This is a genomic window from Microbacterium protaetiae (genome assembly GCF_004135285.1).
Classification (GTDB): domain Bacteria; phylum Actinomycetota; class Actinomycetes; order Actinomycetales; family Microbacteriaceae; genus Microbacterium; species Microbacterium protaetiae.
Map to the genome: position 1 here is coordinate 1,851,610 of NZ_CP035494.1, position 21,390 is coordinate 1,872,999.

General features: G+C 68.0%; 20 protein-coding genes. 10 read left to right on the top strand and 10 right to left on the bottom strand.

The window, feature by feature from the left end; all coding sequences use genetic code 11:
* The first annotated feature begins 110 nt into the window (after nt 1-110).
* The 3 genes from ET475_RS08605 to ET475_RS08615 are packed head-to-tail and all read left to right on the top strand — an operon-like array spanning nt 111 to nt 3,965.
* Nucleotides 111-3,113, top strand: a complete 3,003-nt coding sequence (locus ET475_RS08605; protein WP_129388634.1) for an alpha-mannosidase — start codon at nt 111-113, stop codon at nt 3,111-3,113.
* 7 nt (nt 3,114-3,120) lie between these two features.
* Nucleotides 3,121-3,417, top strand: coding sequence for a hypothetical protein (locus ET475_RS08610; RefSeq protein ID WP_129388637.1), 297 nt, complete (start codon nt 3,121-3,123; stop codon nt 3,415-3,417).
* 11 nt (nt 3,418-3,428) lie between these two features.
* The gene (locus ET475_RS08615) at nt 3,429-3,965 is read left to right on the top strand and encodes a YaeQ family protein (RefSeq protein WP_129388640.1); all 537 of its coding nucleotides are present in this window, start codon (nt 3,429-3,431) and stop codon (nt 3,963-3,965) included.
* A 3-nt stretch (nt 3,966-3,968) separates the two neighbouring features.
* Here ET475_RS08615 and ET475_RS08620 read toward each other — a convergent pair whose 3' ends face one another.
* Nucleotides 3,969-4,760, bottom strand: coding sequence for an SDR family NAD(P)-dependent oxidoreductase (locus ET475_RS08620; protein WP_129388642.1), 792 nt, complete (start codon nt 4,758-4,760; stop codon nt 3,969-3,971).
* 106 nt (nt 4,761-4,866) lie between these two features.
* Between ET475_RS08620 and ET475_RS08625 the strand changes: the two genes are divergently transcribed.
* Nucleotides 4,867-5,352, top strand: coding sequence for a MarR family winged helix-turn-helix transcriptional regulator (locus ET475_RS08625; RefSeq protein WP_129388645.1), 486 nt, complete (start codon nt 4,867-4,869; stop codon nt 5,350-5,352).
* Between the two features lie 117 nt (nt 5,353-5,469).
* On the opposite strand, the gene ET475_RS08630 is transcribed toward ET475_RS08625, so the two are convergent.
* Nucleotides 5,470-6,498, bottom strand: a complete 1,029-nt coding sequence (locus tag ET475_RS08630) for a LacI family DNA-binding transcriptional regulator (RefSeq protein ID WP_207205447.1) — start codon at nt 6,496-6,498, stop codon at nt 5,470-5,472.
* Between ET475_RS08630 and ET475_RS08635 the strand changes: the two genes are divergently transcribed.
* Nucleotides 6,497-7,513, top strand: coding sequence for a zinc-dependent alcohol dehydrogenase (locus ET475_RS08635; protein WP_129388649.1), 1,017 nt, complete (start codon nt 6,497-6,499; stop codon nt 7,511-7,513). The genes ET475_RS08630 and ET475_RS08635 overlap by 2 nt on opposite strands.
* 80 nt (nt 7,514-7,593) lie before the next feature.
* Complete coding sequence (locus ET475_RS18115) at nt 7,594-7,965, top strand: hypothetical protein (protein WP_242497822.1); 372 nt, start codon at nt 7,594-7,596, stop codon at nt 7,963-7,965.
* A gap of 201 nt (nt 7,966-8,166) precedes the next feature.
* Here ET475_RS18115 and ET475_RS08645 read toward each other — a convergent pair whose 3' ends face one another.
* The gene (locus ET475_RS08645) at nt 8,167-8,541 is read right to left on the bottom strand and encodes a YccF domain-containing protein (protein WP_129388652.1); all 375 of its coding nucleotides are present in this window, start codon (nt 8,539-8,541) and stop codon (nt 8,167-8,169) included.
* Nucleotides 8,542-9,190: 649 nt separating this feature from the next.
* On the bottom strand, nt 9,191-10,198 hold the full coding sequence (locus ET475_RS08650; RefSeq protein ID WP_129388655.1) for a LacI family DNA-binding transcriptional regulator: 1,008 nt from the start codon (nt 10,196-10,198) through the stop codon (nt 9,191-9,193).
* Nucleotides 10,199-10,358: 160 nt separating this feature from the next.
* Between ET475_RS08650 and ET475_RS08655 the strand changes: the two genes are divergently transcribed.
* From ET475_RS08655 to ET475_RS08670, 4 genes are all read left to right on the top strand, one after another.
* Nucleotides 10,359-12,365, top strand: coding sequence for a beta-galactosidase (locus ET475_RS08655; RefSeq protein WP_129388658.1), 2,007 nt, complete (start codon nt 10,359-10,361; stop codon nt 12,363-12,365).
* A 61-nt stretch (nt 12,366-12,426) separates the two neighbouring features.
* Entirely contained in the window at nt 12,427-13,668 is a 1,242-nt protein-coding gene (locus tag ET475_RS08660) for a sugar ABC transporter substrate-binding protein (protein ID WP_129388661.1), read from the top strand.
* 70 nt (nt 13,669-13,738) lie between these two features.
* A complete protein-coding gene (locus ET475_RS08665; RefSeq protein ID WP_129388664.1) occupies nt 13,739-15,370 on the top strand; it encodes an ABC transporter permease subunit in 1,632 nt (543 codons plus the stop codon).
* A complete protein-coding gene (locus ET475_RS08670) occupies nt 15,367-16,266 on the top strand; it encodes a sugar ABC transporter permease (RefSeq protein WP_129388667.1) in 900 nt (299 codons plus the stop codon). Before ET475_RS08665 ends, ET475_RS08670 begins: the two co-directional genes overlap by 4 nt.
* 15 nt (nt 16,267-16,281) lie before the next feature.
* Here the strand turns inward: ET475_RS08670 and panB are convergent, their stop codons facing one another.
* The 6 genes from panB to csrA all read right to left on the bottom strand — a co-directional run bounded on the left by panB (nt 16,282) and on the right by csrA (nt 21,381).
* Nucleotides 16,282-17,151, bottom strand: coding sequence for a 3-methyl-2-oxobutanoate hydroxymethyltransferase (panB, locus tag ET475_RS08675; protein ID WP_129388670.1), 870 nt, complete (start codon nt 17,149-17,151; stop codon nt 16,282-16,284).
* On the bottom strand, nt 17,148-17,543 hold the full coding sequence (gene panD / locus ET475_RS08680) for an aspartate 1-decarboxylase (protein ID WP_129388673.1): 396 nt from the start codon (nt 17,541-17,543) through the stop codon (nt 17,148-17,150). Before panD ends, panB begins: the two co-directional genes overlap by 4 nt.
* Nucleotides 17,543-18,391 (bottom strand): pantoate--beta-alanine ligase, encoded by an 849-nt coding sequence (gene panC, locus ET475_RS08685; RefSeq protein WP_129388676.1) that lies wholly within the window; start codon nt 18,389-18,391, stop codon nt 17,543-17,545. The genes panD and panC overlap by 1 nt, the downstream gene beginning before the upstream one ends.
* Nucleotides 18,388-19,131: a DUF2520 domain-containing protein gene (locus ET475_RS08690; protein WP_129388679.1), complete on the bottom strand. Its 744-nt coding sequence runs from the start codon at nt 19,129-19,131 to the stop codon at nt 18,388-18,390. Before ET475_RS08690 ends, panC begins: the two co-directional genes overlap by 4 nt.
* A gap of 195 nt (nt 19,132-19,326) precedes the next feature.
* Nucleotides 19,327-20,673 carry a DUF2510 domain-containing protein gene (locus ET475_RS17840; RefSeq protein WP_165310842.1) on the bottom strand — a complete coding sequence of 449 codons (1,347 nt, stop codon included), beginning with the start codon at nt 20,671-20,673 and terminating at the stop codon, nt 19,327-19,329.
* 462 nt (nt 20,674-21,135) lie between these two features.
* The gene (csrA, locus tag ET475_RS08705) at nt 21,136-21,381 is read right to left on the bottom strand and encodes a carbon storage regulator CsrA (protein WP_129388685.1); all 246 of its coding nucleotides are present in this window, start codon (nt 21,379-21,381) and stop codon (nt 21,136-21,138) included.
* Between the last annotated feature and the right edge of the window lie 9 nt (nt 21,382-21,390).

Sequence of the window (21,390 nt, forward strand, 5' to 3'; positions counted from 1 at the left end):
TTCACGATGACAACGCCGCCCGGCTCGATGCCGCCGTGCGATCCGCCCGTGATCGCTGAATCGGCAGAGGACGAGTTGGGCGCAGCATCCCCCATCACGACAGGAAACGAATGCACCACAACGACAAGCTGTCTCTCAAGCGCATCGACCGGATCACCCGCGATCGGCTCGTTCCGGCACGGTACCGGGCCAGCGAACCGGTGACGGTCACCGCGTGGGAGGTGCCCGGCGAGCCGGTTCGATTCGAGGATGCCGCGAGCCAGGAGTTCGCGCCATTCGACGTCGGCACCGCCTGGGGGCGGCCCTGGGGCACCGTGTGGTTCCACGTCACCGGCGACGTGCCACCCGAATGGCTCGAGACACCGGTCACAAGCGTCGAACTGTGCGTCGACCTCGGATTCGATTCGTCTCAGCCGGGCTTCCAGGCCGAGGCGCTCGTCTACCGCCCCGACGGGTCGATCGTGAAGGCCATCGAGCCGCGCAACGCCACGGTGCCCGTCGAGGCGGCGCATCTCGATCTGTACATCGAGGCGGCGGGCAACCCCAGCGTTGCAGGGCAATTCACCTTCGAGCCCACGCCGCTGGGTGATGCGGCGACCGCGGGAACCGAGCCGATCTACCAGCTGCGGCAGTGCGAGCTGAAACTGCTCGACCGCCAGGTCTGGGAGCTCGAGCAAGACGTCTGGGCACTGCGCGGTCTCGTCGACCAGCTCGATCCGCAGCGCACCCGGCACGCCCGCGTGCTCGCCGCCCTCGGGCGAGCCGTCGATGCGCTCGACCCCGACGATGTCGCCGGCACGGCGCCGCATGCGCGGGCGCAGCTGGCCGACGTGCTCGCGGCGCCGGCCGCGGCATCCAGTCACGTCGTCTACGCCACCGGGCATGCGCATATCGACTCCGCGTGGCTGTGGCCGGTGCGCGAGACGGTGCGCAAGGTCGCCCGGACCTTCGCGAACGTGCTCGACCTGATCGACCGCGACGACGACTTCGTCTTCGCCGCATCGTCGGCGCAGCAGTACGCCTGGATGAAGCAGTACTACCCCCGGCTTTTCGCGCGCATCGCCGATGCCGTGCGCAGCGGCCGGTTCGTGCCGGTGGGCGGCATGTGGGTCGAGTCCGACACGAACATGCCGGGGTCCGAAGCGCTGGCCCGGCAGTTCATCGAGGGCAAGCGCTTCTTCATCGAAGAGTTCGGCGTCGAACCGCTCGACGTGTGGCTGCCCGACTCGTTCGGGTACTCCGGCGCGCTGCCGCAGATCATCACCGAGGCGGGCTCGCGGTGGTTTCTCACGCAGAAGATCTCGTGGAACGAGACGAACCGGATGCCGCACCACACCTTCTTGTGGGAGGGCATCGACGGCACGCGGGTGTTCACGCACTTCCCGCCCGTCGACACCTACACCGCCGAACTGTCGGCCGCCGAGCTCGCCCGCGCCGAGCGGCAGTTCGCCGAGAAGGCCGAGGCGTCGATGTCACTCGTGCCGTTCGGGTGGGGCGACGGGGGAGGCGGGCCCACCCGGGAGATGATCGCCGCCGCGCGGCGCACCGCCGACCTGGAGGGGTCGCCGAAGGTGCGGCTGGCCTCGCCCGAGCAGTTCTTCCGCGACGCCGAGGCCGAGTACCGCCACCCGCCGGTGTGGTCGGGAGAGCTGTACCTGGAGTACCACCGCGGCACGTACAGCGCGCAGGCGCGCACGAAGCGCGGCAACCGGCGCTGCGAGCACCTGCTGCGCGCCGCCGAGCTGTGGGCGACGCTGGCCACGGTGCGGGTGGAGGCGGAGTATCCGACGGAGCGGCTGCGGTCGCTGTGGCAGACGGTGCTGCTGCAGCAGTTCCACGACATCCTGCCCGGCACTTCGATCGCATGGGTGCATCAGGAGGCCGAGCGCACCTACGCACGCGTCGAGCGGGAGCTGCACGAGATCATCACCGCGGCGCTTTCTGCGCTGGCCGGGCCGGGGGATCTGGCACTGACGGCCAACGCAGCGCCGGTGACGCTGGGCGGCGTGGCGGCGATGGGGGCTGCCGTCGCGCCGCCCGCCCCGGTGATCGAACCGCGTCCGGTGGGCGATGAGTGGGTCTTCGAGCACCCGCGTACGATATGGACGATCGATGCGCGGGGAATCGTCGTGGGCGGGCGGGACCGGGATGCCGCGCGCGAGCTGGTCGCGGCATCCCACCCGCTCGGCGTCCTGCAGCTGTTCCGTGACACTCCGCGCGATTGGGATGCCTGGAACATCGATCACGAAGACTTCGCCCTGGTCACCGAACTGCTCGATGTCGATGTGATCGGCGTCAGCGACGACGGCGCGGGGCTTGTCGTCACGCGCACGTTCGGCGCCTCGCGGGTGGAGCAGGAGTACCGGGTCGACGGTGAGACGGGCGCGCTCGATGTCACGGTGCGCGTCGATTGGCATGAGCGGCAGCGGATGCTGAAGCTCGCGTTTCCGCTGCAGTTGCGCGCCGAGCGGGCCGAGTCCGAGATCCAGTTCGGACACATCGCGCGCGACGTGCACGCGAACACGACCTGGGATGCCGCGAAGTTCGAGACCGTCGCGCACCGCTGGATCCGTCTGGCCGAAGGGGACTACGGCGTCGCGATAGCGAACGATTCCAGCTATGGGCACGATGTGCATCGCCCCGGTGGAGCCGCCGGCGGGCGGACGACGACCGCGCGCGTCACGCTCGTGCGCGCGCCGCTGTTCCCCGACCCGCAGGCGGATCAGGGCGCGCACGAGTTTCGAGTGTCGATCGCGCCGGGCGCCGATGTGGGCGCCGCTGTGCACCACGGGTTCCGGCTCAACCTGCCGCCGGTCGCGTTGCGCGGCGGAGCGCAGATCGAGTCGGCGCTGTCGGTCGAGGGCGCCGGCGTCATCGTCGAGGCCGTCAAGCTCGCCGACGACGGCTCTGGCGACGTCATCGTGCGCGTTTATGAGGGCTTCGGCACCGCCAGGTCGGCCGATCTGCGCCCAGGCTTCGCCTGGACGAAAGTGGCACAGGTCGATCTGCTCGAGCGCACGGTCGGTGGGGAAGCGATCGTGCGCTCGGTCGAGGGTGCCGTCACGGTGCGCCTGCGGGCTTTCCAACTGACGACGCTGCGCTTCGCGAGATGATGGTCAGGTGCCCACACGCCGCATCGAACTGACCCTGCGCAAGCCATGGTTCGCCCTCTACGCCGGGGTCAGACCCACGGTCGTCATCGCCGGGCGCGGGCACCCCGTGCAGTGGGGAGTGGGCACCTGGCAGGTGCCATCCGACGAGACCGTCGTGATCGGCGCCTTCCTGTTCAATCGGTTGTGGCACTTCGGTCAGGCAGAGTTCTCAGTAGAGCCGGGTGACCCGTTGACGCTCGTGTACCGCGCACCGGCGCTCCCGTTCATGCGTGGCAGGATCAGGCCGCAGGCAGCGACTGCCTAGACTCGATCATCATGGCCATCGGCGCAGTCATCCACACATTCGCGGTGTACCTGGCAGACGTCGACCGCGGCGTCTACGAAGAGATCACGCTGCGCGTGGCACGGCAGTCCTCTGAGACCGACGCGTTCATGATCACCCGGGTACTGGCGTACTGCCTCGAGTTCGAAGAGGGCATCGCCTTCAGCGAGGGAATAGCGTCGGCCGACGAGCCGGCGGTGCTGGTGCGCGACAGAACGGGGGCGGTGACCGCCTGGATCGAAGTGGGGTCTCCGGATGCCGCTCGCCTGCACTTCGGCAGCAAGCTCGCCGATCGCACCGTGGTGTACACCCACCGTGATCCCGCCAAGGTGATCGCGCAGTGGGCGGGAAAGACCATCCACCGCGCCGACGAGATCGTCGTGCACAGCTTTGACCGCGGCTTCGTCGACGACGCGGCCGCCGTGCTCGAGCGGCGCAACACCATGACGGTGTCGGTCACCGAGCGGCAGCTCTACCTCGAACTCAACGGGACGACGCTGTCCAGCGGCATCCATGATCATGCGATCTGAGACTCAGAGCATCGCCGTGAGCACCCCGCCATCGGCGCGCAGAGCCGCCCCGTTCGTCGCGGATGAGAGCGGGCTGGCCAGGTAGAGCGCGAGCTGGGCGATCTCATCCGGATCGATGAACCGCTGCAGCAGCGTCGTCTGGTTGGCGCCGATCACCGCCGCCTTCACCTCGTCGGCCGGCATCCCCTGCGCCTGTGCGATCTCGTGGATGGATGCGGCGACGCCGTCGGAGTAGGTCGGGCCGCCGAGAATCGTGTTCACGGTCACGGCGGTGCCACGAGTGAGCTTGGCCAGCCCGTTGCTCAGGGCGATCATGCCCGCCTTCGTCACGCCGTAGTGCACCATGTCGGCGGGAACGTTGACCCCAGATTCGCTGCTGATGAAGATGATGCGTCCTCGGCCGGCGGCCAGCATGCGGGGCAGCACGTATCGAGAAAGGCGGATGCTGCTCATCAGGTTGACCTCGAAGACGCGATGCCAATCGGCGTCGGTGACATCTTCGAAGGCCTTGAGCTCGAAGAGCCCGAGGTTGTTCACGAGGATGTCGATGTCATCGAGCCGCGGCAGCAGTCGCTGAACGGCCTCGGGGTCTTCGAAGTCGGCCGCGATGCCCGAGACATCGGCACCGGGGACTGCGGCGGCGAGCTTGCCGACCGCGGCCTCGACGCGCTCGGCGGTGCGCCCATTGAGAATGACGGAAGAACCTTCCGTGGCGAGGGCCTTCGCGATGGCGTATCCGATGCCTTGCGTCGATCCGCTCACGAAGGTCTTCTTGCCGGTCAATCTCAGGTCCATGTCGCTCCCGTACTCGTCGGTCGTTTACTTTCGCAGTCAAGTGAATCTAGCTGTATTCACTTGCTTGTTCAAGTGAAAGGGGTCGTTGGTCGCGTAGTCTTCACGCATGCCCGATCTCGAACGTGCCGCCGTTCTCAGCGCGGATGACCTGGAGACGTGGTCGGCGCTGGCCACCGTCTTGGAGTGGCTGCCAGCCGCGCTCGATGCTCAGCTCGTGCGTGACTCTCACCTGACGCACTTCGAATACGGCATCCTTTTCGCGCTCGCCGATGCCCCTGACAGGACTCTTCGCATGAGCGTGCTCGCCGGGTATGCGAACAGCTCACTCTCGCGTTTGTCGCGTGCGGCATCCCGACTTGAAGCGCGGGGGTGGGTGCGTCGCGTCGCCGATCCCGACGACGGGCGCTCCACCCTGGCGAGTCTGACCGATGCCGGGATGGCGGTCTTCGACGAGGCGACGCCGGGTCACGTGCAGACGGTTCATCGGCTGGTCTTGGATGTGCTGACGCAATCCCAGACCCGGCAGTTGCGCGAGATAAGTCGCCGGATAGCGGGGGCGATCCGCGACGAGCAGGGATGGCGGCCGAGCTAGCGGGCGCGGGCGAGTTCACGTCGGCAGGCTCGGCTGTGCTCCGAAGTGTCACCGTCACTCTGCCCGTGACACATCGAGGCCGCGCTCACGCAGCTGGGACACATCACAGGCGCGGCGCTACGCGGAATCGCGACGGATGATCTGTGTCGGCGCAGGTTGGGTGGTGCCCGGGTCACGTCCGAGCGCGACACGAGCGGCGCGGCGACCGTATGCTTCGGCATCGATGTGCACCGTCGTCAGGCAAGGATGCCAGAGTGCGCCGTAGCGGTCGTCATCGAAGCCGATGACGGCGATCTCTGAGGGCACATCCACCCGTAGTTCGGCGAGAGCGCTGAGGGCGATCAGTGCCGTGTTGTCGTCGAATGCGGCGATCGCGGACACCGACGGATGCCGCATCCTCATCGCCGTGAGCGCCGCGCCGGCGTCATCCCGATCGTCACCGACATCGACCTCGACGGGCGGCCGCAGGCCAAGTGTCCGCGCCGCTTCGCGTGCATGATCGAGACGCAGCGAGGCAAAGCGCGCGGTGACGCCTGTCGTCGGCATGGCGATGGCGATCTCACGATGGCCGCGATCGGCGAGATAGTGCAGTTGGGCGAACACATGCGCGGCCAAGCCGTCGATCCAGCCTCCCTCCCAGCCGGCGTCGTCACCGGTATAGACCACTCCGAGGTCCAAGATCGCACGGGGCGCGAAGGCGTCGATGACCTCGGGATGGATGCTGCCCCCTTCGCGTCCGTGCGCGACGAGCAGAGCGTGATCGTACGATCGCAGCTCGTCTTCGAGCCCTGAGATGAAGCTGTCCAGGCTGCGTCCGGAAGGCAGGCCCGCGGTGCTGAGCAAGACCGTGCGCGAGGCTCCCTCTCGAAGGGCGCGAGCGATGTGATGCGGACGATAGCCGAGCCGCCGCGCGGCCTCACGGACTCGCTGGCTGGTCTCGGGCGAGATCGACTGACCGGGGGTCTCGTTCAGAACGAAGCTCACGGTCGCGGGCGACACGTGGCTCTCGCGCGCGACATCTCTGAGGGTCGCGCGCGACGCGGGTGTGTCGGCCATGTCCCGATGGTAGCTGGTACTAATTCGATTTAGCGAATAGCATGAGACTGCGCCGGCAAGGCGTGCATCCGAAGCGGAGGAGACCGTCATGAAATCCGTCTACGTCACCGGCCCCGGCACCAACGGTTGGGTCGACATCGACACGCCGGTCACGGGCGACCACGATGTGCTGCTGACGGTGAAGGCATGCGGCATCTGCGGTTCGGACGCGTTCTATACCCAGGTGGGTGGGATTCCCCCGCGCGAGGGTGCCACGCCGCTCGGGCACGAGCCGGCGGCAGAGGTCGCTGCCATCGGCTCAAAAGTGAGCGGCATCGAGGTCGGGGATCACGTCGTGATCGACACCACCGCGTTCGTGGACGGCTATCTCGGCTCGGGCGGCGCGCAGGGCGCGCTGTCGGAATATGTGCTCGTGAAGGACTTCGAACCGGGAAAGCAGTTGAAGGTCATTCCGGATCACATCCCGTGGCACGTGGCGGCACTGAACGAGCCGATGGCTGTCGCCTATCACGCCGTCAACCGCACGCAACCCGAACCCGGCGACAAGATCGTCATCTTCGGTGCCGGTCCGATCGGGCTTGGCGCGCTTCTGGGATATCGTCGTCGCGGTGCCGGCCACATCGTCGTTGTCGACATCATCTCCTCGCGACTCGACAAGGCCCTTGAGATCGGTGCCGACGCGGTCATCAACTCCGCCGAAGAGGATGTCGTTGCCCGGCTCGTGGAGCTTCACGGTGACGGGACGAGCGCGATCGTGCACGGCACCCGTTCGGGAACAGACGTCTTCCTCGATGCCGCCGGCGTGCCGTCCGTGGTGCAGACGGCGGCGGGATTGGCCAAGCACGGCGCCACTCTCGGGATCGTGGCGGTGCACAAGAAACCGGTGGAACTCGACTTTCCGAACCTGCTGCCCACCGAGCTGACGATCGTCTGGTCCGTCGCCTATCCGACCGAGATCTTCGAAGTCACCGACGACATCATCGAGAACTGGGAGAAGTATGCGCTGATCGTGAGCGACACCCTTCCCTTCGACAGGGCCCTCGACGCACTCGAGCTGGCGAAGACTCCGGGCGCCGCAGACAAGGTCGTCGTCACGTTCGACTGACATCTCACGCGGGGCGTGCCCCGGTCAGCCAGTCCGGCATGCCCTGTCGTGCGTAGGGCGGCGCCACTAGGGTGAGCGCCATGAACGACTATTCGGGAATGTACGGCCTGGGCTTCGGGGTCTTCGTGGTCATCGTGATCGTCTACCTCGGCACCATCGCTCTGATGCTGTGGATCGGCTATCTCATCATGCGCACCGCGGTCAAAAACGGCGTGCTCCTCGCTGACGCCGAGCGCGCGCGGCGCGCGGCGTCGTTCCCGCCGGGCTATCCGGGCGGGCCGGGCTATCCAGGTGCGCCGGGTGGACCTGGTGGACCGGGTGCGCCGGGTGGACCGGGTGCGCCGGGTGGACCTGGTGCGTCGGGTGGACCGGGTGGACCTGGTGCGTCGGGTGGACCGGGCGCGCCGGGTGGCCCGGGTGCGCCAGGGGGACCCACACCGCCCATTCGATAGCGATCGCGTGCGGCATCCCGCACCAGGGCCTCGGTCTACCGGTCGCGCTCGTCGCGGCGCTTTCGTTGCGATGTCGGGGGCTCGGGCTCGGTGGCACCGACGATGTCGCCGCCGCGCACGTGTTGACCGGAGTCGTGATCGTTACGCGGGGCGAGTCTGCGGTTGCCGAGTTCGTGGGGTCGGTGTCCGAGCGGGTCTGAGCTATCGCGTCGGCACTATCTGCTTGCCGAGGGGCATGAGCGAGACCGGCACGAGCTTGAAGTCGGCGATGGCCATCGGAATGCCGATGATCGTGATGCACAGGGCCAGGCCCGACACGATGTGCGCGATCGCAAGCCACCACCCCGCGAGGATGACCCAGACGACGTTGCCGAGAAAGGCGAACACTCCCGTCGCCTGCTTGTCGACGAGCTGCCGGCCGAACGGCCACAGCGAGTAGTTCGCGATGCGGAACGACGCTATCGCCCACGGAATCGTGACGATCGGAACGCACAGCAGCACGCCTGCTGCGACGTATCCGAGAAACAGCCAGAACCCGGCGAAGATCACCCAGATGATGTTGAGGATCGTGCGCATGGTGCCATCATCGCAGACGCGACGCGGCGCGGCGCGGTGCGGTGAGGTGCGGCGGGGCCGGGCGTGGTTGCGGTGGGGCGCGTCTGCGGTGGGCGCGGTGCGGCGGGGCCGGGCGTGGTTGCGGCGGGGCGCGTCTGCGGTGGGGTCGTGCGGTGGGGTTGTGCGGCGGGCCAACGTACGGTGCATTCAGTCGTCACATATGGCCCCCGTTTGTGTGCCGGAGGGGCCATATGCGACGACTGAACGGGGGGTGCGGGTTTTCGGTCGTCACGTGTGGCCCCCGTGAGGCGGGTGGAGGGGCCATATGCGACGACTGAACGGGGGTGCAGGTTCTCGGTCGTCACGTATGGCCCCCGCTGGGCGCGCGGAGGGGCCATATGCGACGACTGAACGGGGGCGCTGGTTTTCGGTCGTCACGTATGGCCCCCGCTGGGCGCGTGGAGGGGCCATATGCGACGACTGAAGCCCGGCGCCGCGGGCCAAGCCCGGCGCCGCGGGCCAAGCCCGGCGCCGCGGGCCAAGCCCGGCGCCGCGGGCCAAGCCCGGTGCCGCAGGCCAAGCCCGGCGCCGCAGGCAAGCGCGGCGCCGCAGGCAAGCGCGGCGCCGGACCACCGGTGCGCGACAACGCACCGCGCGCGCAGCGCCGAGTTCAGGCGCTCTGTCGCCGCACCAGCGTGGTGGGCAATGTCACCGCTCGCGGCGGCGCGCCCTCGATCACCTCGAGCAGCAGCGTGACCATCTCGGCGCTTATCTGCTCCCACGGCTGACGCATCGTGGTGATGCCGGGATCGCTGGTCTCGGCCAGTCCCGAGTCGTCGAAGCCGGCCACGGCGACGTCGTCGGGCACGCGCAGGCCGGCCTGCTTCAGTGCCGAGATCGCGCCCGCCGCCATAAGGTCGTTCGCCGCGAAGACGGCGTCGAAGTCGCGATCGTGGCGCAGCAGAGAGTTCAGCGCCTGCACGCCCGATGCGACCGAGTAATCCCCGGTCTCGACGAGGTCGGGATCGAAATCGTCACCGAGCTCGTCGCGGAATCCCTCGAGGCGGTAACGCCCACCCGGGGTGTCGGGTGGGCCGGCGATCATGGCCAGACGCCGGTATCCGCGCTCGCGCAGGTAGCGCACCATGGTGCGCGCTGACTCTTCCTCTTCGACAGACACGGTGCCCACCTCGACATCGTGTCCGAGGGGGATGCCGCAGCTGACGGTGGGGATGCCGGCGTTCACGAGCTTCTCGAGCAGGGGATCGGATTCGTGCGAAGAGATCAGCAGCACGCCGTCGACGTGTCCGGCTTGCACGAAGTGCGTGACGGTCTTGCGTTCGGCGGGAGTGGATGCCACGAGCAGCACGAGTGTCATCGATCGCTGTGCGAGCGCCTCGGCGGCGCCCTTGAGCAATCGCGCGAAAGTGGGGTCGGCGAACAACAGCTGCTGCGGCTCGGTCACCAGGAACGCAAGGGACTGGGCACGGCCGGTGGCCAGGCTGCGTGCGTGGTGGTTGGCGGTGTATCCGGTGCGCGCAATCGCGTCTTCGATCGCGGCCCGCGCGTCGGGCGAGACCCAGTGACCGCCGTTGATGAACCGCGAGACAGTGCCCCGCGAGACACCGGATGCCGCGGCGACATCGCGGATCGTCGGCCGTTTCACGCGCTCCTCCACGGCAGTGACTCTACCGCGACAGCGCGCGGCTGCAGCATCCCCCACTCACGTGACTGTGACCGATCACAGTTGCGTAACGATGGCGCAGAAGCCATTTGCCAAACCTGGCCGCTCAGCCCAGACTGGGACCGGTCACAGTCCGACGATCCGCTGGAGCATCATGACGCCCGAACCCCGTTGGCCCGCTCTCGAGGGCATCGCCTACGGCGGCGATTACACCCCGGAGCAGTGGCCGCGCGAGACATGGCGTGACGACGTCGCGCTGATGCGCGAGGCCGGCGTCAATCTCGTCAGCGTCGGGATCTTCGCCTGGGCGCTGGTCGAGACCAGTGAAGGCGTCTTCGACTTCAGCTGGCTTGATGAGGTGCTCGATCTGCTGCACGAGAACGGCATCCACGTCGACCTCGGCACGCCCACTGCGTCACCGCCGGCCTGGTTCTTCGCGCAGCATCCCGAAGCCCGCGTCCGCACCGCCGACGGCACCGTCATGGGCTTTGGTGCGCGGGGGATGGCGTCGCACTCGTCGCCGGCATATCGTGCGGCCATCGTGCGTATCGCCACGGCTCTGGCCGAGCGTTACGGCTCCCACCCGGCCGTCGTGCTCTGGCACGTGCACAACGAATACGGCGTGCCGGTGGGCGAGGACTACTCCGAACAGTCGGTGCACGCGTTCCGCGACTGGCTGCGCGAGAAGTACGGCACCCTCGATGCCCTCAACGCCGCGTGGGGCACCGCATTCTGGGGCCAGCACTACACCGCGTGGGAGCACATCGGCGCGCCCGCGGCCGCTCCGTCGGTGATAAACCCCGCGCAGCGACTGGATTTCAGCCGGTTCACCGATCACCAGCTGCGGCAGTGCTTCATCGCCGAACGCGACGCCATCCGCGCGCACGCATCGCAGCCGATCACGACGAACTTCATGGCCAACCAGAGCTGGACCACCGACCTGTGGGCGTGGGCCCGCGAGGTCGACATCGTCTCAGACGACCACTATTTGTGGGCTGCCGACACCGAGGCCGAGATCGGGCTGGCGATGGCCGCCGACCTGTCCCGCAGCGTCGGTGGCGGCAAACCGTGGATTCTCATGGAGCACTCCACCTCGGCAGTGAACTGGCAGCCGCGCAACATCGCCAAGCGCCCCGGTGAGATGGCCCGAAACTCGCTGACGCACCTGGGTCGCGGCGCCGATGCGATCCTGTTCTTCCAGTGGCGTGCTTCGCGCTCGGGGGCAGAGAAGTTCCACTCGGCGATGGTGCCGCACGCCGGCACCGGTTCGCGCGTCTGGCGCGAGGTCGTCGAGCTCGGTGACGTGCTGGGCCGGCTGGGCGAGGTGTGCGGTGCGCGGGTGGTGGCGGATGCCGCAGTGCTGTGGGACTTCGAGTCGTTCTGGGCGCAAGACCAGGAGTGGCGGCCTTCGGTGGATGTCACCCACAAAGAGCGCACCCGCGCGTTCTACGAGCAACTGTGGCGCGACGGGGTCACGGTCGATTTCGCGCTGCCCGGTCAGGATCTCTCCGCCTACAAGCTCGTGGTCGTGCCGGCGCAGTATCTGCTGCGCGGGGCCGATGCCGACAACCTCAACCGTTATGTGGCGGCGGGCGGCACACTGCTGGTCTCGTTCTTCTCCGGCATCGTCGACGAGAACGACGCTGTGCACGCCGGCGGATTCGGCGCCCCTCTCGAGCCATCGCTCGGTCTGCGGGTCGAGGAGTTCTTGCCACTGCGCGCGGGCGAGACGTGCCGACTGGACTGGGCGGGGCGTGAACTGAGCGCCGACGCCTGGCAGGAAGACCTTGTGACGACCACCGCCGAGACGCTCGCGAGGTATGTCGACGGGCCCGGCGCGGGCCGTCCCGCCATCACTCGCAATACCTGCGGCGCGGGGGTCGGCTGGTACCTGAGCACCCGCCTCGACCGGGCGGGACTGGCTGCCGTGCTGGCGGCCGTCTACGCCGATGCCGGTCTGTCTCGGTCGGATCTGCCCGCCGGCTTGGAGGTCGTGACACGTCGTGCCGACAAGGTCGACTACATCGTCGCGATCAACCACGGCGACCACCCTGTGCGCCTGCCGGCGACCGGTGTCGATCTCGTTTCGACAACCCAGGCAGACGGAGATCTCGAGATCGCAGCCGGCGGGGTCGCCGTCATCCGCTCTCCTCATGCGTAACACCCACCACACTGCGTGGGCGGTCAGAAAGCCGCCGCGCACAACTCGGAAGGAACCGAAAATGCGAAAGATGGGAATCGGCATCGTCGCCCTCGCGTCGACGGCCGTGCTCCTGGCCGGCTGCAGCGGCGGAGGCGGCACCGCGCAGCCGACGGACACACAGACAGCGATCGACGCCACCGGCGTCACGCTCACGATCTGGACCGACGAGAACCGCAAGCCGGCGATCGAGGCGGCGGCCAAGACATTCGAAGAAGAGACCGGCGCGAAGATCGAGCTGGTCCAGAAGAACTTCGACGACATCCGCAACGACTTCATCAATCAGGTGCCCACCGGTTCGGGCCCCGACATCACCATCGGCGCGCACGACTGGCTCGGCGCCTTGGTGTCGGCCGGTGTCGTCTCCACCATCGACCTCGGCGACAAGGCCTCGTCGTTCGAGAAGGTCGCGCTCGAGGCGATGACCTACGACGGGCAGCTGTACGCGCTGCCGTACTCGCTGGAGACCGTGGCCCTCATCCAGAACACCGACCTGGTGGGAGAAGACGCCCCGGCCACGTGGGACGACATGATCGACAAGGGCAAGGCCTCGGGTGCCGAGCGGCCGTTCGTCATCCAGACTGCCGGGCAGACCGGTGACGCCTACACGATGTACCCGTTCCAGACGTCGTTCGGCGCCCCGGTGTTCGTGCAAGACGACTCGGGCTCGTACACGAACCAGGTCGGCATGGGCGGCGACGAGGGTGTGGCGTTCGCGAAGTGGCTCGGTGCCAACGGCAAGAAGGGCACCGGCATCATCTCGACCACCATCGACTACGACACCAACAACGAACTGTTCGCCGCAGGCAAGGCCGCCTACACCGTCGCCGGCCCGTGGGCAATCGAGGCTCTCACGACCAAGGGCGTGAAGGTCAAGGTCAACCCGGTGCCGTCGGCCGGTGGCGAGACCGCCTCGCCGTTCGTGGGTGTGCAGGGCTTCTACATCAGCTCGCAGAGCAAGAACCAGCTCGTCGCTCAGGAGTTCCTCACGAACTACCTGGCCACGTACGACGCGCAGAAGGCACTGTACGAGGCCGACCCGCGCATCCCGGCATGGACCGATCTGGCCAACGATGTGGCATCCGACCCCAACACGGCCGGATTCCTCGCCCAGACCAAGGTCGGCGTGCCGATGCCGTCGATTCCCGAGATGGGCTCGGTGTGGGACCTCTGGAACGCCGCCCAGGTGCAGATCATCAACGGCGCCAACCCCGAGACCACCTGGAACAAGATGGTCGCCGACCTGGAGAAGGCGATCAGCTGATCAGTCTCCCGGGGGCGGGGCCCGACCCGCCCCCGGGTATCTCCACGTACAGTGCCGTCAGGAGGAGCACATGCCGTCGTCGCAGGAAGCCGTTCACGCCGTCGCCCCACAGCGATCGCGAGGCGCCCTCACCCCGCCCGAAGCGCTCGCGCGGCGCTGGGACGGACTCGGCTGGGGCTTCCTCGTGAAGCTCGTGCTGATGGCCCTGGTCAACGCGATGGGGATCTTGGCCGCCATCCAGGCGTTCCGCGCCGAGTCATGGCTCATCTTCGGCGTCGCGATCGCTCTGCTGGTCGCCGCCGACATCGTCTACTTCACTAAGAAGACGCTCCCGCTGAAGTATCTGCTGCCCGGGCTGGTGTTCCTTCTGGTGTTCCAGGTCTTCATCTTCGGATACACCGCCTACATCGCCTTCACCAACTACGGCACCGGTCACGTCGGCACCCAGGACCAGGCCGTCAGCGCGGCACTGAGCCAGGGCGAGCGTCGCGTGGAGGGCTCGCCGACCTACCAGCTGGCCGTCATCGAACGCGGCGACGTGCTGGGCTTTGCCATCAACGACAACGGCACGGTCAAGGTCGGCAGCCAAGACCAGCCGTTGCAGGTCGTCTCGGGCGCGCAGGCGGCCGGCACCAGCGCGCCGACCGAGGTTCCCGGCTGGACGGTCATCTCGCGGCAGGCACTGATCAGCGACCAGACCCTGCAGCAGCAGGTCGTCGGCTTGCGTGTGCCGATCTCCGACGATCCGAATGACGGGTCGATCCGCACGCTCGACGGTTTGTCGGGCGCCGTCTACACCTCCACGATGACGTGGGATGCCGCAGCCCAGACGATCACCGATACGGCGACCGGCACCGTCTATCACGCGACCTCGGCGGGTACGTTCCGCTCCGACGACGGCACCGAACTGCCGACCGGCTGGGTCGTGCACGTCGGATTCGACAATTTCCTGCGCCTTTTCACCGACTCCACCATGCTCAAGCCGCTCGGGATGGTCACGGCGTGGACCTTCGCGTTCGCCATCTTGTCGGTGCTGTTGCCATTCGCGCTCGGGCTCGTGTTCGCCATCATCTACAACGACCCGCGGGTGCGCGGGCGCAAGGCGATGCGCACGCTGTTCATCCTGCCGTATGCATTCCCCGCCTTCATGTCGGCGCTGCTGTTCCGTGGCATGTTCAACTCGGAGTTCGGCGTCATCAACCAGTTCTTCTTCTTCGGCGCCGACATCGACTGGCTCGGCAATCCGTGGCTGGCTCGCGGTGCCGTGCTGTTCGTGAACGTCTGGCTGACCTACCCCTACTACTTCCTGGTCTGCACGGGAGCCCTGCAGTCGCTTCCCGGCGACGTTCTGGAAGCGGCCTCGATCGACGGCGCCGGGCGATGGCGCACGATGCGCTCGCTCCTTCTGCCGCTCGTTCTCGTCTCCACGGCACCCTTGTTGATCTCGTCGTTCGCCTTCAGTTTCAACAACTTCACGATCATCTACATGTTCAACAACGGTGGGCCGGCCATACCCGGCGCGCCGTACGCGCTCGGGGCCACCGACATCCTCATCTCGGCGATCTGGGACATCTCCGGGGTCTCGGGCGGCAAGGCCGACTACGGTCTGGCCAGCGCCCTGTCCATCATCGTGTTCATCGTCGTGGGCGCCATCGCCGCTCTCGCGTTTCGGCAGACCCGCAGGCTGGAGGAGTTCCAGTGACCACCCACGCCACCGCGCAGGTCGCGGCATCCCACCCCCGTCGTCCCGGGCAGCGTCGACGTTGGCTGCTCGAGGTCGGTTGGAAGTATCTGCTGGCCATCGTCATCGTCTTCTATGCGGTCTTTCCGCTGGTGTACGTCGTCTCGGCCTCGTTCAACCCGGGTGGCAATCTGGCCGCCAGCAACCAGATCTTCCAGGTGTTCGACATCGCGAACTTCCGCGCACTGGCCGGCACCCGGTACTGGACCTGGTACGGCAACACCTTGTTCATCGGCGGTGTCGCCGCGATCGGTGCCGTGCTCATGGGCGCGTGCGCCGCATATGCCTTCTCGCGATTCCGGTTCCGTGGGCGCCGCACAAGCCTGACTGCGCTGCTGATCATCCAGATGTTCCCGCAGGCGCTCGCGTTCGTGGCGATCTTCCTCATGCTGCTCGCCCTGGGCGAGGTGGTGCCCGCACTCGGGCTCGACTCGAAGATCGCGCTGATCTGCGTGTACCTGGGTGGAGCGCTCGGCACGAACACGTTCCTCATGTACGGGTTCTTCAACACGATCCCGATCGAGCTCGACGAGTCGGCCAAGATCGACGGCGCCACCCACGCGCAGGTGTTCTGGCGCATCATCATGCCGCTGGTCACTCCGATTCTCGCCGTGGTCGCCCTGCTGGCGTTCATCGCGTCGTTCGGTGACTACATCGTCGCGAAGATCGTGCTGGTCTCTGAGGGCAACTGGACCCTCGCAGTGGGCATGTACCAGTGGGTCTCGAACCAGCTGTCGTCGAACTGGGGGCTGTTCGCCGCCGGGGCGGTGCTCGCGGCGATCCCCGTGCTCGTACTGTTCTTCGCGCTGCAGCGCTACATCATCGGCGGGCTGACCGCGGGGTCGGTGAAGGGCTGAGGCGGGAGGGCCGGCTCAGCGCCCGAGCACGTCGCGCAGCTTGTCGGCTTCGCCGGCGGCCATGCCGTATCCGTGCGCGGTGGCGGGGTATGCTCCCGAGCGCACCTCATCGGCGTACGCCCGAATGCCCGCGATCGTCGCCTGCCCGATCTCGGCGTAGCGCTTGACGAAACGCGCCTGATGGCCGTCGTGGATGCCCAGCAGATCGTGGAACACGAGCACTTGGCCGTCGGCGGCCGGCCCTGCGCCGATGCCGATCACCGGCACCGTGAGCCGCGGCACGATGGCCGCGGTCGCCTCGCTGGGAATCGCCTCGAACACCACCGCGAAGCATCCCGCATCCTGCAGGGCCAGCGCGTCGTCGGCGACGCGGCGTGCCGCCTCGGCGGTGCGCCCCTGCGCGCGGTAGCCGCCGAGCGCGCCGACGCTCTGCGGGGTCAGCCCCACATGGCCCATGACCGGGATGCCGGCGGCCACGATGGCGCGGGCGCGGTCGACGCTCGTGCCACCGCGTTCGATCTTGACCGCGTCGCATCCCGCCTCTTTCACGAACCGCTGCGCCGTGCGCACGGCCTGCTCGTCGCTGGCCTCGTACGATCCGAACGGCAGATCCCCGACCAGCAGCGGCGTGGTCAGTCCCCGGCGCACCGCGGCGGTGAGCATCAGCAGCTCATCGACGGTGACCGACACGGTGCTGGCATAGCCGAGCACGGTCATCGCGGCCGAGTCACCCACCAGCACGGCATCCACTCCCGCGGCTTCGGCCGCGCGGGCACCTGGGTGGTCGTAGGCGGTGACCATCACGAGGGGTTCGTGTGCCGCCTTCTTGCGCGCGAGGGTCTCGAACGTGATCTTCTGGGCCTGATCGGCGGGCTGCGCGCTCATGCCGAGACTTCCACGGTGCGCAGGGCGCCGGGCTCATCGTCGACCGCGAGCACACGATTCGCCTCGTCGACATGCACGACCACCGGCGCGTACGCGTCGAGTACGGCGTCGTCGAGCTCGGCGTATGAGATGACGATCACGGTGTCACCGGTGTGCACGAGGCGGGCGGCCGCGCCGTTGAGCTGCACCTCGCCCGATCCGCGCACGCCGGGGATCGTGTAGGTCACCAGCCGCGCCCCGTTGTCGATGTCGACCACGTGCACCTGCTCGTTCTCGCGGATATCGGCCGCCTCGAGCAGCTCGGGATCGACCGTGATCGAGCCCACGTAGTGCAGGTCGCTGCCGGTCACCCGGGCGCGGTGGATCTTGGACTTCAACATGGTGCGTCGCATCAGCGGGATGCCTCCAGCAATCTGTTGTCGATGAGTCGGGCGGCCCCGACGCGGGCGGCGACCGCCAGCAGCGCCACGGGCGCGACGGCGTCGACCGTGGACAGGTCGTCGGGGGAGCGCAGGTCGAGATACTCCGGTTCGATACCGGCGGCGGCAAGCTCGGCCCGCGCCGCCGTGAGCACGTCGGCGGCGCCGGTGCGCCCCTGCGCGACGGCCTGCTGCGCCGCGTCGAGCGCGCGATTGAGCGCCGTCGCGCGCTGGCGGGATGCGGCATCCAGGTAGGCGTTGCGCGAGCTCATCGCCAGCCCGTCTGCCTCGCGCACGATCGGGCAGGCGACCACGCGCACCGGCAGGTTCAGATCGCGCACCACCCGGCGAATGACCAGCACCTGTTGGGCGTCTTTCTGCCCGAAGTACGCGGCATCGGGTGCGACGATGCCGAACAGCTTGGTGACCACCGTGGCCACGCCGTCGAAGTGGCCGGGTCGACTCGCCCCGCACAGCACATCGGTCAAGCCTGAGACATGGATCGAGGTGGCGAAGCCGGCGGGGTAGACCTCGGCGACCGACGGTGCGAACAGGATGTCGGTGCCCGCGGCTTCGGCAAGCTGCGCATCGCGCTGCTCGTCGCGCGGGTATGCGGTGAGGTCTTCGGTCGGCCCGAACTGCGTCGGGTTCACGAACAACGACACCACGACCAGTTCGTGTGCGGCGCGCGCCGCACGTATGAGCGAGAGGTGCCCGTCGTGGAAGGCGCCCATGGTGGGAACGAGCCCGACGGTGCCGCCGCGTCCGCGCACATCACGAACGGCGGTGCGCACCTCGGCCACAGTGCGCAGGATCTTCATCGGTGGCTCCGTTCGGCGAGGGTGCCGGTGTGGGCGACGAGCACGTCGAACAACGGCACCAGGTCGGGCAGCTCGGCGGCGAGTGCCGTGCGCTGCGCGGCGACAGTGGCGTGGTCGCCGCGTGCGACCGGTCCGGTGAGGGCGGATGTCGCTCCGGACGCCGCCCAGTTCTCCACCGTGCGGCGCACGAGCGGGGCCAGCAGCGCGCGGGCGTCGGAACCGGGTGCCGCACTGGTGAGCACGCGCTCGGCGACATCCTCGAGCGTCACGAGAAAGTTCGAGGCGAACGCCGCCGCTGCGTGATAGAGCGCCCGGTCGCCGTCGGCGATCTCGAATGGGTGCATGCCCAGCGCTGCGGCAAGATCGCGAGCGAGTGCACGCGCCTCCAGCGTGCGCCCACCGATCGCCGCGCCGATGCCCTCGAACACGTCGGGTTCTTCACCGCCCGCGAAGGTCTGCAGCGGGTGGAGGCCGAAGTCGACGTCGTCGAGCCCGGTGGCGCCAGAGGTGTGGCCGACCACACGCGCGCGAGCCGATGCCGCGGCCGCGGCATCCCGAATCTGCCGATCGGGCACGCACAGCATCGCAATGTCGGCGTCGGCGATCTCGTCGCCGCGTCCGGTCGGCCCGTACACGGTGTAGCCGGCGCGCGCGAGCGCCGGCGCGAGCACCGCGCCGAGGCGCCCGCGACCGACGACGCTCACGCGCGTGACGGCGCGGGCGGGCGGCGATTCGGGCATAGCGATGCGATCTGAGAGAGCGGGCGGGGTCGGTCCGAGCATAATGACTGCCGAGCGAACGGTCGATTCGAGCAGTAACGCCCGGCGGGTGCGCCGCCCGCTCTCGGCTATGGGTGCGCAGCCCGTGCTCGGCTACACGCCGGGCAGCGCGGTTCCGCCGTAACAGAGCCCCGACCGGCCCGGCGATGGCGGCGGTCAGAAGTCGGGGGCGACGCAGGCTTCCACCCCGTCTTTGCGGCCTTCCTCGAAAGCGGCGTTGCGGTCGAGGGCATCGCCGTGGTCACCCGCGGTGGTCCATTCGCTGGTATCGGCGAGTGCCGTCAGTGCGCCGGCAATTGCCGCGGTGTCCTCGTCTTCCCACTCGAGCGTGCCGTCGGCGACGGCGCCGTACAGGGCGGCTGCGGCCAGGCAATCCGCCCGCAGTTCACCCTTGTTCTCATCGAGACCGGGATCGACCTCGTTGATGATCGCATGCCCCCACTCGTGTCCGACGATCAGGTACATGGTGACATCGGATGCGGAATAGAACTCCCGCATCAGATCGATGCCGAACTGCACGGTGTTGTCCAGGGGGCAGTAAAACGCATTGTCCGCGCCCGCCGAGCCGCCGCCGCCGCACCCAGGCTCACTGTCTGCGTTGTAGACGCCGTTGCTCGTTGGGGCGACGTAGACGATGTCGGGGAAGTGCTCGGCGAAGTGGGCGCTCCAGAACCCACCGACGATCGTGAGCGCGTGGCTTGTGGCCTCGACGATCTCTTCGTCGGCGACCGGGTTGATGGGCATGGCCTGCGTGCGCGCATCCCGATCGTCGGAAAGGGCGGGGGTGTCCCCGGTGGTCTGCGGCGCGGCGGCGGTCGAACTGGGGACGGGGTCCGCGATCACCGAGGCGGGCAGGGGCGCGCCGCACTCGCCGATGAAGCCCAGATAGCAGACGGCCGGATGGGAGATGGCGCTTCGACCATCGTGGTTCGACACTGTGCGCGTGCCGAGGTGCGGCGTCTGCTCAAGATGGCCGTAGGTGCCTGCGGTGCCGACGACGGCGCCTTCCTGCCCGGCCTCTCGCATGCGCTCGATATCGTCGCGATAATCGTCACAGATGCTCGCGGCGGCGTCCGTCACGTTCTGGTCGCGACAGGCGCTCTCATACTCATTCTCCATCCGATCGATGCAGATCGACCAGTCCTGCCCCTCGTCGCAGGGGCTGACGCCGTCATCGATGACATCGACCGCGCCTGTGTCGTATGTCTCGGTATGGAAGGTCTCGGCGTGGGCGGGGACGTCGACCGCGGTCCAATGGCGTGCGGTCGTGAACGCCAGCAAAACGAGAGCGCCCACGACAGCGAGTCCCAGCACCGAGACCGTGGCCTTGATCCATCCGCGCACCGGTTCGTGGTCGGAGTGCTTCTTTGCGGACGGGAGTGTGGCGTCGGTCCACTGCGTCCCGTCCCACCATCGACGCCTTCCGCTGCCGTCGTCATACCACCCCGCAGGACCGCTCATGTCATCCCCCAGAAGAGGCGCGCGGCCTTCGACCGCGCGCATCGGCTACAGCTTCCCGTGGTGACCGCCGGTTGGTTGCCCCGCCGCCGACGCGCCATCTGGACCCTATTGTGGCCTCGGCGGCGTGCACGCGAAAGAGGGTAGAGGCGACCGTGCGTGCGTGCGTCAGCCAGGCAGGGGCGCGTGCGCTAGATCCGTGCGGGCGCGTGCGCGTGCGTTAGACCGGCACGGTGACCGCGGTCACACAAGCACGGGCGCCGCCTCGGGATGGACAGGAAGTGAATCATCGACGAGCCCAGCAGCATGGCTCCGGTCGTGGACACCTGGTTCATCCAGGTGAATCCGTCAGACGGGGCGTAATCGGCGTACCGTCGCGGCATTCCGGCTCGGCCACCAGAAGTAGAACCCGGCGAAGATGGCGAAGAACGGCCGACGACGCTCACGCGTGCGACGGCGCGGGCGGGCGACGGCGATGCAGGCATGACGACAAAGGATGAGTTCGGTTCACGCGTCTGGCGCTCGACGGCGTGCGAGTGCATCGCGCAGCGCGCTTTCGAGGCCCGGGTCGGCCGCGACCGCTGAGACGTTCTCGGCGCTGACGGCCTCGACGATCTCGGCACGCTGGATGCGGGTGGAACGCGGGGCGTCCACCCCGATGCGGATGCTGTCGCCCTTCACGTCGAGCACGGTGACCGTGACCTCGCCGCCGATCAGCACGCTCTCGCCGATCCGCCTCGTCAACACCAGCATCCCCACAGC

Bases quoted from the DNA above. Each gene is read 5' to 3' on its own strand.
- ET475_RS08625 (WP_129388645.1), top strand. From the start codon at position 4,867: ATGCCCGATCTCGAACGTGCCGCCGTTCTCAGCGCGGATGACCTGGAG.
- ET475_RS08645 (WP_129388652.1), bottom strand. From the start codon at position 8,541: ATGCGCACGATCCTCAACATCATCTGGGTGATCTTCGCCGGGTTCTGG.
- ET475_RS08635 (WP_129388649.1), top strand. From the start codon at position 6,497: ATGAAATCCGTCTACGTCACCGGCCCCGGCACCAACGGTTGGGTCGAC.
- ET475_RS08630 (WP_207205447.1), bottom strand. From the start codon at position 6,498: ATGACGGTCTCCTCCGCTTCGGATGCACGCCTTGCCGGCGCAGTCTCA.
- ET475_RS08605 (WP_129388634.1), top strand. From the start codon at position 111: ATGCACCACAACGACAAGCTGTCTCTCAAGCGCATCGACCGGATCACC.
- csrA (WP_129388685.1), bottom strand. From the start codon at position 21,381: ATGCTGGTGTTGACGAGGCGGATCGGCGAGAGCGTGCTGATCGGCGGC.
- panC (WP_129388676.1), bottom strand. From the start codon at position 18,391: ATGAAGATCCTGCGCACTGTGGCCGAGGTGCGCACCGCCGTTCGTGAT.
- ET475_RS08615 (WP_129388640.1), top strand. From the start codon at position 3,429: ATGGCCATCGGCGCAGTCATCCACACATTCGCGGTGTACCTGGCAGAC.
- ET475_RS17840 (WP_165310842.1), bottom strand. From the start codon at position 20,673: ATGCGCGCGGTCGAAGGCCGCGCGCCTCTTCTGGGGGATGACATGAGC.
- ET475_RS08690 (WP_129388679.1), bottom strand. From the start codon at position 19,131: ATGCCCGAATCGCCGCCCGCCCGCGCCGTCACGCGCGTGAGCGTCGTC.
- ET475_RS08665 (WP_129388664.1), top strand. From the start codon at position 13,739: ATGCCGTCGTCGCAGGAAGCCGTTCACGCCGTCGCCCCACAGCGATCG.
- ET475_RS08655 (WP_129388658.1), top strand. From the start codon at position 10,359: ATGACGCCCGAACCCCGTTGGCCCGCTCTCGAGGGCATCGCCTACGGC.
- panB (WP_129388670.1), bottom strand. From the start codon at position 17,151: ATGAGCGCGCAGCCCGCCGATCAGGCCCAGAAGATCACGTTCGAGACC.
- ET475_RS08620 (WP_129388642.1), bottom strand. From the start codon at position 4,760: ATGGACCTGAGATTGACCGGCAAGAAGACCTTCGTGAGCGGATCGACG.
- ET475_RS18115 (WP_242497822.1), top strand. From the start codon at position 7,594: ATGAACGACTATTCGGGAATGTACGGCCTGGGCTTCGGGGTCTTCGTG.
- panD (WP_129388673.1), bottom strand. From the start codon at position 17,543: ATGCGACGCACCATGTTGAAGTCCAAGATCCACCGCGCCCGGGTGACC.
- ET475_RS08660 (WP_129388661.1), top strand. From the start codon at position 12,427: ATGCGAAAGATGGGAATCGGCATCGTCGCCCTCGCGTCGACGGCCGTG.